At 65.4% G+C, this 12925-nt stretch carries 17 protein-coding genes; 4 read left to right on the forward strand and 13 right to left on the reverse strand.

The features are described 5' to 3' along the window. Entirely contained in the window at positions 1–165 is a 165-nt protein-coding gene (locus NS355_RS18925; protein ID WP_167345412.1) for a hypothetical protein, read from the forward strand. Positions 166–169: 4 nt separating this feature from the next. On the opposite strand, the gene NS355_RS06195 is transcribed toward NS355_RS18925, so the two are convergent. The 4 genes from NS355_RS06195 to NS355_RS06210 form a co-directional block, all read right to left on the reverse strand. Next, positions 170–1171, reverse strand: a complete 1002-nt coding sequence (locus NS355_RS06195) for a DUF6624 domain-containing protein (protein WP_153008085.1) — start codon at positions 1169–1171, stop codon at positions 170–172. 120 nt (positions 1172–1291) lie between these two features. Continuing rightward, entirely contained in the window at positions 1292–1939 is a 648-nt protein-coding gene (locus NS355_RS06200; protein ID WP_058744911.1) for a sigma-70 family RNA polymerase sigma factor, read from the reverse strand. 106 nt (positions 1940–2045) lie between these two features. Continuing rightward, on the reverse strand, positions 2046–2183 hold the full coding sequence (locus NS355_RS18930; RefSeq protein WP_167345411.1) for a hypothetical protein: 138 nt from the start codon (positions 2181–2183) through the stop codon (positions 2046–2048). Positions 2184–2234: 51 nt separating this feature from the next. Next, positions 2235–3035 (reverse strand): response regulator, encoded by an 801-nt coding sequence (locus NS355_RS06210; protein WP_042489968.1) that lies wholly within the window; start codon positions 3033–3035, stop codon positions 2235–2237. 262 nt (positions 3036–3297) lie between these two features. On the opposite strand from NS355_RS06210, the gene NS355_RS18935 reads away from it, so the two are divergent. From NS355_RS18935 to NS355_RS06220, 3 genes are all read left to right on the forward strand, one after another. Then, positions 3298–3453 (forward strand): NepR family anti-sigma factor, encoded by a 156-nt coding sequence (locus tag NS355_RS18935; protein WP_240456621.1) that lies wholly within the window; start codon positions 3298–3300, stop codon positions 3451–3453. Between the two features lie 96 nt (positions 3454–3549). Then, entirely contained in the window at positions 3550–5052 is a 1503-nt protein-coding gene (locus tag NS355_RS06215; RefSeq protein ID WP_345938793.1) for a sensor histidine kinase, read from the forward strand. Between the two features lie 283 nt (positions 5053–5335). Beyond that, positions 5336–5470 (forward strand): entericidin A/B family lipoprotein, encoded by a 135-nt coding sequence (locus tag NS355_RS06220; protein WP_058744914.1) that lies wholly within the window; start codon positions 5336–5338, stop codon positions 5468–5470. Positions 5471–5604: 134 nt separating this feature from the next. Here the strand turns inward: NS355_RS06220 and NS355_RS06225 are convergent, their stop codons facing one another. The 9 genes from NS355_RS06225 to argS all read right to left on the reverse strand — a co-directional run bounded on the left by NS355_RS06225 (position 5605) and on the right by argS (position 12778). Continuing rightward, positions 5605–5895 (reverse strand): hypothetical protein, encoded by a 291-nt coding sequence (locus NS355_RS06225; RefSeq protein WP_058744915.1) that lies wholly within the window; start codon positions 5893–5895, stop codon positions 5605–5607. A 233-nt stretch (positions 5896–6128) separates the two neighbouring features. Continuing rightward, positions 6129–6914, reverse strand: a complete 786-nt coding sequence (gene tatC / locus NS355_RS06230; protein ID WP_058744916.1) for a twin-arginine translocase subunit TatC — start codon at positions 6912–6914, stop codon at positions 6129–6131. Next, a complete protein-coding gene (gene tatB, locus NS355_RS06235; RefSeq protein ID WP_084787594.1) occupies positions 6911–7366 on the reverse strand; it encodes a Sec-independent protein translocase protein TatB in 456 nt (151 codons plus the stop codon). The genes tatC and tatB overlap by 4 nt, the downstream gene beginning before the upstream one ends. A 32-nt stretch (positions 7367–7398) precedes the next feature. Beyond that, positions 7399–7635, reverse strand: a complete 237-nt coding sequence (locus tag NS355_RS06240; RefSeq protein WP_056434199.1) for a Sec-independent protein translocase subunit TatA — start codon at positions 7633–7635, stop codon at positions 7399–7401. 153 nt (positions 7636–7788) lie between these two features. Further along, on the reverse strand, positions 7789–8403 hold the full coding sequence (scpB, locus tag NS355_RS06245) for an SMC-Scp complex subunit ScpB (RefSeq protein ID WP_058744917.1): 615 nt from the start codon (positions 8401–8403) through the stop codon (positions 7789–7791). Then, positions 8400–9125, reverse strand: a complete 726-nt coding sequence (locus NS355_RS06250) for a segregation and condensation protein A (RefSeq protein ID WP_058744918.1) — start codon at positions 9123–9125, stop codon at positions 8400–8402. Before NS355_RS06250 ends, scpB begins: the two co-directional genes overlap by 4 nt. Positions 9126–9254: 129 nt before the next feature. Then, the gene (gene nagZ / locus NS355_RS06255; protein WP_058744919.1) at positions 9255–10262 is read right to left on the reverse strand and encodes a beta-N-acetylhexosaminidase; all 1008 of its coding nucleotides are present in this window, start codon (positions 10260–10262) and stop codon (positions 9255–9257) included. A gap of 51 nt (positions 10263–10313) precedes the next feature. Beyond that, a complete protein-coding gene (locus NS355_RS06260; protein WP_058744920.1) occupies positions 10314–11054 on the reverse strand; it encodes an SPOR domain-containing protein in 741 nt (246 codons plus the stop codon). After that, positions 11054–12778 (reverse strand): arginine--tRNA ligase, encoded by a 1725-nt coding sequence (gene argS / locus NS355_RS06265; protein WP_058744921.1) that lies wholly within the window; start codon positions 12776–12778, stop codon positions 11054–11056. Before argS ends, NS355_RS06260 begins: the two co-directional genes overlap by 1 nt. Positions 12779–12925 lie beyond the last annotated feature (147 nt).

Here is a 12925-nt window from a genome sequence, read left to right on the forward strand (position 1 = left end):
ATGAGCACCGAATCCGGGACCAGCGATATCCGCATCGTCCGCGCGCCGCAGCGCACGGACGATATCGGCTGTGCGCTCCGCTCGGCCTATTCCCGGCCGGTGCGGTTACCGGATCACTGGGTGCGACTATTGGCGCGGCTGGACCGGCGTTCACCACGCTCCTGAGGGACTATCGCGGCTGGCCGGGTGGGCAGCGACCATAGGTTTGATCCATTCCGGCCAGATAGACTGCTACAGGCGCCAGGCCGACGTCCGCACGCAGCCGGTCGACGGCCTTTTCATCCTCGAGAGGCTGCGGCACGCGCCTACCATTGTCACACATCGCCTGCGTCGCATAACGCTGCTTGCCCGCGATCTTCAGCATCACGCGGTCATACAGATAGGCATAATCGTCTTTCGAAACCTCTCCTTTCGCCATGAGCGGCTCCATCAAACGCAATGATGAGAGTTGGAAAGCCGGATCGGCATCCGCATGTTGCACAAGCAGCCAAGCCTGTTCGGCGGCATCCTCGCCGATCTCGGAGCGCTTCGGCCAACCCTGCCTCGCAACCAAGGCCTTGAGCCACTGAGTGTTATCATGATCCTCGACGGCAGCAGCCAACAATAGCCGCGATACGATCACCGCTTGGACATCGTCGGAAACAGCAGGCGCGCCCGCCATATCGCCCTCGCCCCAACCCGCGCCTACCCGCAGCATCTGCTCGCCGAGGGGACGGGCGATCAGAATGTCATGCAATTTGGGCGTCTTGGCTGCGCCCATGGCCTTGGCCACTTTCACCGCCATCAAATAGGCGTCGGCGATCGGCGCGGCCTTGTCGACCGAGTGCTGAAATGCGTCAAAGCTCGTCCAGTGGTGCACGTCCGGCGCCGATGCCACTTGCGAACAGAGGGGGTTGCGACTGGTGGTGTTGATCATTTTCGGATCGGCAATACCCAGAGCACGAAGCTCAACTCGGAACGCCGCCAAGTCGTCTTCATAGCAGGCGATCAGCCATTCGCTGACCTGCTTGTCCTGCGCCTTTTCCTCAGGCGTCGCGTCCGGAAAGCGCCCCTTCATCCATTTGTAATCGCCCGGATCGAAGCGATCGCCTTTGATATACGGCTTGAGGACTTCCGGGACCGGCGGCGTGGCCGCTGTCAGCAGAAAGGCGGAGACGATCAGGGACAGCATGCGCATGACCGGATCGGACAAGGTCTCGCGATCACTGTCAAGCCGAGCGTTACCGAAATAAAAAGGCCGCCCCAATAAGAACCGGGACGGCCATCTATTAAGGCCAGAAAGTAAAAGCGTTTACCGCCCGCCGCTCAACTGGTCGACATCGCCCATGATGCTGTCCAGCGCCGTCTTGCTGCTGTCGGTTTCATGCAGGCGACGTGAGGGCAGCGAACCTTCGGTCAGGATTGCCTCCAGCGCGACTCGCCCACGCGCCACGCGGCTCTTGATCGTGCCGACCGCGACATTGCAGATTTCGGCCGCTTCCTCGTACGCAAATCCGCCCGCGCCGACCAGAATCAACGCCTCGCGCTGCGGCTGCGGCAGGTGCATCAGCGCACGCTGCATATCGCCCAGTTCGACGTGGCGGTCTTGGCTGGCCGGAGCCGCAAGGATGCGATCGGCGACCAGATCGTCCCATTCGCCCTTGAAGCGTGCACGACGCATCTGCGACAGATACAGGTTACGCAGGATGATGAAGGTCCAGGCGCGCATGTTGGTGCCAGCCTGGAACCGCTTGCGCGCGGCCCATGCCTTGAGCAGCGTTTCCTGCACCAGATCGTCGGCCAGATCGCGGCTGCCCGAGAGCGAGCGGCCGAAGGCGCGAAGATGGGGGATGACGCGCGCCAGTTCCGCCTTGAATTCGGAGTCGGGGAGCGCGACGTGCTCGATGGGCGCATCGGGTGCGTCGTCCTCGAATTCGTCCCGCGTCTGTGGCTGCGTCATGAAAATCCGATCATCGGAAACGGCCGATCCTGCGACCGCTTCGAAACATAAGGGGCCAACCCTGAAATAGCCAGCCGTCCCAAAGGGCTAATCGACAAGGCTCGTGTCAGCGCAACACCAGAAAGGCGAAGATCGCGATCACCAGCACCAGCGAGATGGGCAGGACGTACCGCGTCACATGCGGAGTCGAACCTGCCCTGGCATCCTCTTTGGCGACATGAATGGGTTCGTTGGAATCAGCCATGTCCACCTCAACGCCTCTCAACCGTTTTGGGTCCGTAACTGTAGGTCTTTCTTATTCGGCCGGGACGGTGCTCTGGTCGAAGAACAGCGCCTGGCTGATCGCGGCCTTCACGGTCGACCGCTGGAACGGCTTGGTGATCAGGAAGGTCGGTTCCGGACGCTCGCCGGTCAACAGGCGCTCGGGGAAAGCGGTGATGAAGATCACCGGAACCTCGAACTCGGCCAGGATGTCCTTGACCGCGTCGATGCCCGAGCTGTCATCGGCCAGCTGGATATCGGCAAGCACCAGGCCGGGGCGATCCTCCATGGCCAGCGCCACGGCCTCGTCGCGGGTGACGGCGACGCCGGTGACTTCATGGCCCAGGTCGCGCACGATCGTCTCGATATCCATCGCGATGATCGGTTCGTCCTCGATGATCAGCACGCGGGCGCGGGTCTGCTTCTCGATCTCGGCCAGCGCCTCGGACACGAGATTCTCGACCTCGCTCGGCTCCACGTCGATCAGATAGGCGGCGTCCTCGGGCGTGAAGCCCTCCATCGCGGTCAGCAGCAGCGCCTGGCGCGACAGCGGGGTCATCCGGGCGAGGCGGGCGCGGGCCAGACCTTCGTTGCCGTCGGCGTCGATGCCGTCATTGTCCAGCTCATCGTAATTGGCCGACGACCAGATGCCCTGGAACATGCGGTACAGGCCAAGGCGCGGATCGACGTCGCGCGGAAACTGGTCCGGGGCCGCGACGATCGCCTCCAGCGTGGCGCGGACATATTTGTCGCCGTGCATCTGGCTGCCGGTCAGGGCCCGGCCATAGCGCCGCAGGAAGGGAAGATGGGGCGCAAGCTGCTGTCCAAGCGACATGGGTAATAATCACTCCCTGAGGTATTCGCGGACGCCTGATGTGCTGACCCCCGCGCATGTTTTCAATGCCGTTTCCCGAAATCCCCATCCGACACACCCTATGGACGCGCCCTTTGGTTTTTTCGTATCGCATCGGGAACCAACAAGATCGAATTTGGTTTCATCGCCACATCAACTATGGCCCAGGCATGACGCCAACCGGCAGTGCCCATGGCCGCCATTGCGTCGGTTGCCCCGCTAGTGGGTCGTGCAGGGGGATATTTTGAGTTTGGGCAACAAGACGAAGAACACGCCGTCCGACACGCCCCCGAAGGGCGGTCAGAAAGATGCGGGCTCGGCCCTTCGCCAGGCGTATCAGAAGACGGTGGACGAGCAGGTTCCTGCCGAGATGCTTGACCTTCTCAGCAAGCTGGACTGAACGTCCGGCTGAATGGCCAGCACACCTCCCCAAGACATCGAGCCCCCCGAACGCCTCCGCCCGGCTCCACCCCGTCTCGCGACGGGGGCGAAGCTCGTGCTCGTGCTGGGCAGTACTCTGTTCATTCTGGCAGCCATCGCGATCTTCGCGACGCTCCAGACGACGAGGCTTGCCGACAGCGAGGCGAGCGGACGGTTGCGCATCGCCGCCAATGAGGACGCGCGCGCCATCGCCACCGAGCTGATGGGCGACATGACGGCGCTGCGTGTCGCCGTCCGGGCCATGGGCCAGGATCCGCTCGACATGCCGAGCTGCGCGCGGGCCCAGGGCGTCTTTGCGCAGCAGTCGATGACCGGCGCGCGCTTCCTCATCACCGACCGCACGGGCAAGGTCCTGTGCGGCGATCCGCTGCCCGCGGCCTTGCCGACCCCCGTCGATGGCTCGCCAATCGGGGCCGACATCCTGCCCGGCAAGGGACTGGTGCTCTCGGTCGCCAGCCAGGACGGCCGAGCGCAGGCTCGCGCCTTCTTCCCCCTGCCCTTCCTCCAGTCGCTGGTCGACCAGAGCAACCCGACCAGCCCGATCGAGTCGGTGCTGGAACTGGACGGCGAGTTGCTGCCCATCAAGCAGCTTTCCCGCCAGGGTGCGCTCGAGCGGATGAAGTCGATGCGGACCGAGCTGGGCATTGCCGGGCTGGTCCTGCGCACCTCCACGCCGAGTGCGCCGATCACGTCCTCGCTGATCGTGGCGCTCGCGCTGCCACTGCTGATGTGGCTGGCCGCAGTGGTGCTCGGCTGGTTCATCGTCGACCGACTGCTGATCCGGCCGCTGCGTCGGTTGCGTGCCATCGTCGCGACCTATCAGCCGGGTGAAGTCCTAGACATTTCGGCAGTGGAGGCCGCGCCGGCCCAGGAAATCCGCGATCTGGCCGACACGTTCGAGGCGATCACCCAGACGGTCGCCACGCACGAAGCGGGCCTGGCCGAGGGACTGGTGCGCCAGACCAAGCTGACCCGCGAGGTCCATCACCGGGTCAAGAACAACCTGCAGGTCATTTCCAGCCTGATCAACTTCCATGCGCGCGGCGCGACGGGACCGGAAGCGATGGCCGCTTACTCCTCGATCCAGCGGCGGGTCGATGCGCTGGCGGTGGTCCATCGCCACCATTTCGCCGAGCTGGAAGAGAATCGCGGCCTCAACCTGCGCACGATGATCGGCGAACTCGCCGCCAATATCCGCGCCACCGCACCGGAAAACGCCGCCGGGATCGGCATCTCCCTCGACGTCGCGCCGCTGCTGGTCAACCAGGACGTGGCGGTCGCCGTCGCCTTCCTAGTCACCGAGACGATCGAGCTGGCGATGAACTGCGATCCCGCCGCGCAGATCCGTGTCGCGATCAAGCCCGCCGAGCAGGAAGGCCGCGCGGTCGTCCGCGTCGTCACCCGCGCGCTGGTCGAGACGGACGAACTGCGCCACCTGATCGGCAAGCGTTACGGCCGGGTCATGGAGGGACTGGCACGACAGCTTCGCGCGCCCCTGCATCATGACCCACTGGTCGGCGCCTATGAGATCGCCATCCCCATCGTCGGGCGCGACTGAGTCTTTCGAAAAAGATCGGCGGTCGTCAAAAAGGTGGGAACCCCTGCCTCGGCAGTGTGTTCTGCTCTTCGGATAGCGAACTTATGCCCCCCCGCTCTCGCTATCCAAGCCATAGGCCTGGAAGCGTCCACCCTCCCCCCCCCCGGTGACGCTTCCAGGCCTTAATCGTTTTCGGGGCATTCCTTTTCTCTCAACCCAGACGATGCGTCTTCCGTGACAGACGCGGAACGATTGCAGGCGTGACGCATTTGATCCGCGACGAAACTCATCGAGGAGACAGAGAATGCGTAAGATCATGGGTCTGGCCATCGTCGCCGGTGCACTGCTCGTCAGCGCCTGCAACACCGTGGAAGGCATGGGCAAGGACGTCAGCTCGGCGGGCAACACCGTCGCCAAGACGGCCGACAAGTCCAAGTAAGCCTTTCACCCGGCTGACTTTGCAAAAGGGCTCCGACGGGTTTCCGTCGGGGCCCTTTTATTGTGGGGTGGGAAGGGTCGGGCTCCCATGGGCGGTAAGGTGGGGCGCCTGCTTCAGCCCAGTCGAAGGCTTCGCTACAGCCACACTTCTTCTACGGGATCCCCTTGGCCATATTCCCAAGTGATCGCCATGTTCATCACGTCTTCGATCGGTTCGTCGGGATGGGAGGTGGTGCAGAGAAATCGCGTTGGATCGCTGCCGTCGCCAACGACAATCTCATCGATAACGTCCTCGATCCGGGAGCAATCAGGCCCCACAACGGCCATTAGAGAAACTTCATCGCGAAGGCATTGCTCCACGAAGGGGTCGAGTAGCGCTTCGTCAGAAATCGGCGTGTGCAGGACGATTTTACGGGCGAGCGGCATAGTTATTGCCTAGCGGCACCGACGATAGCTTCCCACCCATTCCAGACATGATGGCAACCGACCACGTAGATTTTACCCGTAGCCTTCGACTTCGCTCAGGCTGAACGGAGCGAAGAATGGACTTGGGCCCAAACCGCCGTTCAGCCTAAGCGAAATCGAAGGCCACGCCCCATGTTACCCACAAAAAGGGCCCCGGCTTTCACCGAACCCCTCGCAATCCCAAACCCGTCCGATCACGCCACCGCGTCGGCATCCTCTTCCACGGCCGCCTGTTTCGACCGAGCCCGCTCGGTAAACCAGATACCGATGATCGCCAGCTCGTAGAGGATGATCAGCGGCACGGCGAGCAGCACCTGCGACATCAGGTCGGGCGGGGTCAGCACCGCGGCCACCGCCGTCGCCGCGACGATCGCATAGCGCCGCGCGCCGATCAGCTGCTTGCGCGTGACGATCCCCGCCCGCTCCAGCAGCATCAGTAGCACCGGCAGCAGGAAGGCCAGCCCGAAGGCGAACAGGAACTGCATGACGAAGGACAAGTAATTGCCGATCGCAGGCAGCGCCTCGCGCTTCACGCCGCCCACCATGCCGTCAAAGCCCAGCAGGAAGTGCAGCGCCATCGGGATGGCGATGTAATAGGCCATCGCCGCCCCCATCAGGAACAGCACCGGCGTCGCCAGCAGGAAGGGCAGCAGTGCCTTCTTTTCCTTGCGGTACAGGCCGGGCGCGACGAACTGCCACAGCTGGTTGGCGATCACCGGGAAGGAGATCATCATCGCGGCGAAGAACGACACCTTCACCTGGACGAAGAACGCCTCGAAAATCTGGGTATAGACCAACGTTCCCTGCCCGGCGCGCAGCAGCGGCTTGGCCAGGAAGCCGAAGATCGACTCCGAAAAATACATCGACACGCCAAAGGCCAAGCCCACCGCGATGATGCAGTAGAGCAGCCGCCGACGCAGCTCGATCAGATGTTCCAGCAGGGGCGCGCGGCTGGCGTCGATATCTTCCTGGTCGCTCACGATGCCGCCCCCTCGGTGCCACGCGACGGATGCTTGCTGGCGGGTGCCGGTGCGACGACGGGCTTTTCGACCATCACCGGCTTATCGCTGTGATCCGCATGAGAGTCGCCATGCGTCGCATCGGGCGTTGTGTGGCCGGGCGCCGCGTGATCCGGCAAGGCCGCCGGGGTCGTCGCCGATGACGCCGCCTCGGCATCGACATGCGGAGGCGTGTCGGCGGCATGTTCGCGCATGATCCGCTCATTTTCGGCGGCCCAGCGCTTCTCCATTTCCTCCAGCTCGGCCTCGCGGACCATATTGTCGAAGCCCTGGCGGAACTGGCGCGTGACGCCGCGCGCCTTGCCCACCCAATAGCCGACGACGCGCATCGCCTTGGGCAGGTCCTTGGGACCGATCACGACGAGCGCGACGATGGCGACCAGCAGGAACTCGCTGGAATCGATGTTGAACATGAAAGTCCGCTGCTGGCTTTAACGGACCGGGATCAGCGATCGTCGCGCACGCGCTCGCCGTCGCGATCGAAGGCGGGCTCGGCCGACTTCTGCGCCTCGATCCGCGCCGACGGCTTGGCGGGCGTCTCGTCTTCCTCGGCCATGCCCTTCTTGAAGTTCTTCACACCCTTGGCGACATCGCCCATCAGGTTGGAGAAACGCCCGCCGCCGAGCAGAAGGATCGCGACGACCGCGAGGACGAGAAGGTGGATCGGGCTAAAGCTGCCCATGGCACGTCTCCTGGAATTTCTATCTATCTAGGCTTTGGCATCACCAGCGGCAATGGGCCAACGGCAATGGTCGAGCGATGGCATGGCCCCCGATCGGGGATGCGAGGGCCGTGGCGGAGCATTGTGACGCGGCCATGACGCAAAGGAAAGCGCTCAATCGCGTTCTTCCTCACTCGAATCCGGGGACGCATCGGGCATATCCTCCTCACCCATCCGCTCCAGCGCCAGATCGACCGGATCGAGCAGCCCGGCGGCACGCAGGTCCTCCAGCCCCGGCAGGTCCCGCCTGCTGGTCAGCCCGAAATGCTGGAGAAAGGCGGGCGTCGTCGCATAGATCAGCGGCCGCCCCGGCACCTCGCGTCGTCCGGCGGGACGCACCCAGCCCGCTTCCATCAGCACGTCGAGCGTGCCCTTGGAGATGGCGACGCCGCGTATCGCCTCGATCTCCGCCCGGCTGACGGGTTCCTGATAGGCGATGATCGCCAACGTTTCGATGGCAGCGCGCGACAGGCGGCGCGCCTCCTCGCGGTCGCGGCGGAGCAGATGGGCGAGATCGGGCGCCGTCTGGAAATGCCAGCGATCACCGCGCCGGACGAGCATGATGCCGCGCCCGCGATATTGCGCCTCCAGCTGTTCCAGCGCCGCGCGGATATCGCCGCCGCCCTTCCCCACTCCGACATGCGCGCGGATCGAATCCACGCTCATCGGCTCGGGCGAGGCGAACAGCACCGCCTCGACGGCGCGGACGATCGGGTCGATCTCGGTCATGGCGCGGGCTGACGGATCAGCAGCGGCGCGAACGGCGCGGCCTGGCGCAGTTCGACCTTACCCTGTCGCGCCAGTTCCAGCACCGCGAGGAAGCTCGACGCCAGCGCCGACCGCCGCAATCGTTCGCTGCCGTCGGGAAGGAAGGTCTCGATCGCCGACCAATCGATCCGGCTGCCGACCAGCATCGACACCCGCTCCAGCGCGGCCTCCAGCGTCATGACCTGCCGGTCGACGACGACATGCATGACCGGGCGGGTGCGCGCGTTGATCCGGCCATAGGCGGAGATCAGGTCGTACAGCTCGGCCTGCCACATCGCCTTGCGCTGCACCGCCAGCCCCTCGGGTGCGCCGCGTGGGAAGACGTCACGGCCCAGCCGATCACGCGCCATCAGCCGCGCGCCGCATTCCCGCATCGCCGCAAGCCGCTCCAGCCGGAGTTGCAGGCGCAGTGCCATTTCCTCGGGGTCCGGTTCCTCCTCGGGCTGGCGAGGCAGCAGCAGCGAGGATTTGAGATAGGCGAGCCATGCCGCCATCACCAGATAATCGGCGGCCAGCTCCAGCTGCATCCGCCCGGCCTTGTCCACGAAGCGCAGATATTGCTCGACCAGGGCCAGGATCGAAATCTGCCGCAGATCGACCTTTTGCGACCGGGCCAGCGACAGCAACAGATCGAGCGGTCCTTCCCACCCGTCCAGATCAAGCGTCAGCTGTTCCCCCGTCATCCCTCATTGCTTAGCGGCGATGATGGCGGATGGCGAGACGGCGCATGCCAACCCCCAAGCCAATGGAGAAAGACGATCGGCGCGGTCCCCCTCCCCAAGCTCGCTTGGGGAGAATTGAGGCGTTAGCTATTACGCCGTTGCGAGCGCCAGCAGCGCGTCCCGCCGGGCGATCAGCTCGGCGAAATCACCCTCGCCCGCGCCGACGCTCGCCATCGCGCGGTCCAGCCGCGCACGCGCCGCCTCCGTGATCGGCGGTACGCGCCCGGCGATCTCGACCATCTCGTCCATCCGCGCCCAGCAATCGAGGACGAGGTCGCATCCGGCGGTCAAAGCGCCCGCCGCCTTCTCGCCCGCCGTGCCCGACAGCGCCTTCATGTCGATATCGTCGGTCATCAGCAGGCCGTCGAACCCGATCCGCCCCCGGATGATCCGCTCGATCACGGTCGGCGACAGGGTGGCGGGGCGTTCGGCGTCCCAGGCCTCGAACACGATATGGCTGGTCATCCCCATCGGCGCGTCCGACAGGGTGATGAAGGGTTCGAGATCGACCGCCAACGCCGCCTCGTCCGCGGTGACGGTCGGCAGCAGGTGATGCGAGTCGACCAGCGCCCGACCATGGCCGGGCATATGCTTGACCACGCCGACCATACCCGCCGCCGCCAGCCCTTCCAGCATGGCACGGCCCAGCGCGGCGACCTGCATCGGCTCGGTGCCATAGGCGCGGCAGGCGATTGCCTCGGTCGTGTCGGCTTGCGCCACGTCGAGAAGCGGCGCGCAGTCGACGGTGATCCCGACCTCCCGCAGCATCAGCCCCAGCGCCTGACCATTGGCGCGCATCGCCTGGATCGCCGACATCGGCGCTTTTTCATACAGCTTTGCAAAGACCGGCCCGGCGGGGAAAGCGGGCCATTCGGGCGGCCCCATGCGCGCGACGCGGCCCCCTTCCTGATCGATCAGGATCGCCAGATTGTCCCGCCCCGCCAGGGCGCGCAGATCGTCGGTCAGCGCGCGGACCTGTGCCCGGTCGACGATGTTGCGCTTGAACAGGATATAGCCCGCCGGTTCGACCGAGGCGAAGAACGCCCGCTCGTCGGGAGTGAGCACCGGGCCGGACAGGCCGAAAATGACGGGGATCATGGACGAAACTCCGGCCCCTCCCCCGCACCGGCGGGAAAGGGGCATGGTCGATCAGCTGGCGACGAAGCAGCTCTCGCCCGCCACGCGCAGGCGGCCACAGATATCGGCGGCCTGGTTGGCCGAACCGGCATTCACGCGCAGGCGATAGAGGGTCTTGCCGTTCGACGCGACCGGCTGGACCACCTTGCCCAGCGCGGCGACATAGGAAAAGCGCTTCGAGAAACGGTCCCAGGCGGCATTGGCCGAGGATTCGCTGGGATAGGCGCCCAGCTGAACCATCGCACCGCCGGTCGGGGCAGCCGCAGGGGCCCGCGCCGCCGCGACGGGCGCGGGGGCAACCAGCTTGCCGCCCGATTCCGGCACCTGTGCCACGGCGTTACGACCGCCATTGGGCTCGGCAGGCTTCTGCACGACGCGGGTGCCGTTCATCGGCGCCTCGGGCACGGCGCGCAGGTCGATCGCGCCGGTGCCGCCAGGCTTGCCCGCGCTGGTCGCGATGGCGGTGTTGCCCTCGCCCTTGATCTTCAGGCCGCCCGGATCGGCCGGGCGGACCTTATAGTCGCCCTCGGGCGCGGCGATCACCGCACCGTCGCCGTCCGTCGCCGCACGATGCGCCTGCCACTTGTAGAAACCGAAGCCGATCGCCGCCAGGATGGCGAGGCCCAGAATGACGAGCGCGATCACCTTGCCGATGCCGACGCCCTCGGGCTCGTCCGCCTCGACGGTTTCCAGCCAGGGCAGGCGATCCGCCTCGTCCAGATCCAGGGCACGGCCGTCCGTTTCGTTCGCCATCACTTCATCTCCGACACGGCTTCGACGCCCATGAGCGCCAGACCATTGCGTATGATCTGCCCGATCCCCTCGCTCAGGAAAAGACGCGCGCGGGTCAGTTCGGCATCTTCCGCGATCAGGAAGCGACGATCGACCCGGTCGTTCCCGACATTCCAGGCCGCGTGGAAGGCGGCGGCCAGGTCATAGAGGTAGAAGGCCACGCGATGCGGCTCGCGCGCGGTCGCCGCCGTCTCGACGATGCGCGGGAACTGCGCGGCCAGCTTCACCAGCGCCAGATCCTCGGCGTCGAGCAGCGCCAGGTCGGCGGTGCCGCCCTCGATGCCCGCTTCGCCTGCGCGCCGCTTGAGCGAGGCGATGCGGGCATGAGCATATTGGACGTAGAAGACGGGATTGTCCTTCGATGCCTCGACCACCTTGGCGAAGTCGAAGTCCATCTGCGCGTCGGCACGCCGGGTCAGCATGGTGAAGCGCACTACGTCCTTGCCGACCTCGCGCACCACATCGGCGAGCGTCACGAAATTGCCCGCACGCTTGGACATCTTCACCGGCTCGCCGCCGCGCAACAGGCGGACCATCTGGACGAGCTTCACGTCGAACTTGGTCTTGCCGCCGGTCAGCGCCTCGACCGCCGCGACGATGCGCTTGACGGTGCCCGCATGGTCGGCGCCCCAGATGTCGATCAGCTGATCGGCGGTCTGCGCCTTCTGATAGTGATAGGCCAAGTCCGCGCCGAAATAGGTCCAGGCACCGTTCGACTTCTTGATCGGGCGATCCTGATCGTCGCCGAACTGACTGGAGCGGAACAGCGGCAGCTCGACGGGCTCCCAATCCTCGGGCGTCTCGCCCTTGGGGGCTTCCAGCACGCCGTCATAGACCAGGCCGCGCGACCGCAGCTCCGCCTCGGCCGCCTCGGGCTTGCCCGCCGCCTGCAGTTCGGCCTCCGACGAGAAGATGTCGTGATGGATGCCCAGCAGCGCCAGATCCTCGCGGATCATCGCCATCATCGCCGCCACCGCACGGGTGCGGAACAGGACCAGCCATTCGCTCTCGGGCGCGTCGACATATTTGTCGCCATATTCGGCCGCGAGTTCCGCGCCGATCGGCTTCAGATATTCGCCCGGATACAGACCCTCGGGGATTTCGATCGTCGCGCCCAGCGCCTCGCGGTAGCGCAGATGCGCCGAGCGGGCGAGGACGTCGACCTGCCCGCCTGCGTCGTTGACATAATATTCGCGGATGACCCTGTGGCCCGCAAATTCCAGCAGGGTGGCCAGCGCATCGCCGACCACGGCCCCACGGCAATGGCCCATATGCATCGGTCCGGTCGGATTGGCCGAGACATATTCGATATTGACGGTCACGCCATTCCCGCGCGTCGAACGGCCATAATCGCCGCCCGCCGCCGGGATCGCCGCCAGCTCGTCACGCCACGCCGCCTCGGTCAAGCGCATGTTGAGGAAGCCCGGCCCGGCGACCGAGACGCTGTCCACCTCGTCCAGCTTGCCCAGCTCGGCCGCGATCGCCTCGGCCAGCGCGCGCGGGTTGGTGCCTGCGGGCTTCGCCAGCACCATCGCGGCGTTGGTGGCGAGGTCGCCATGGCTTGCGTCGCGCGGCGGCTCGACCGTCACGTTGCGGCGATCCAGCCCGCCGGGCAGCGTGCCGGCGGCGACCAGCGTGTCCAGCGCCGCGTCGATATGCGCGGCAAAGCGGGTGTAGAGGGTCATCACATCGTCCGATCGGGGTAGCAAAGCGTTGCGCTCTAGCGAAATCGGACGCTGGCTTCAAATCATGGCGTATGTGGCAGCGGGACGATTGCACCAAGTGCAATCAGGCGGAATCCCTTTGCAGTTGCCGGTCATGCTGCATCGCAA

The sequence above is a fragment of the Sphingomonas yabuuchiae genome (genome assembly GCF_001477495.1).
GTDB classification, from domain to species: domain Bacteria; phylum Pseudomonadota; class Alphaproteobacteria; order Sphingomonadales; family Sphingomonadaceae; genus Sphingomonas; species Sphingomonas yabuuchiae_A.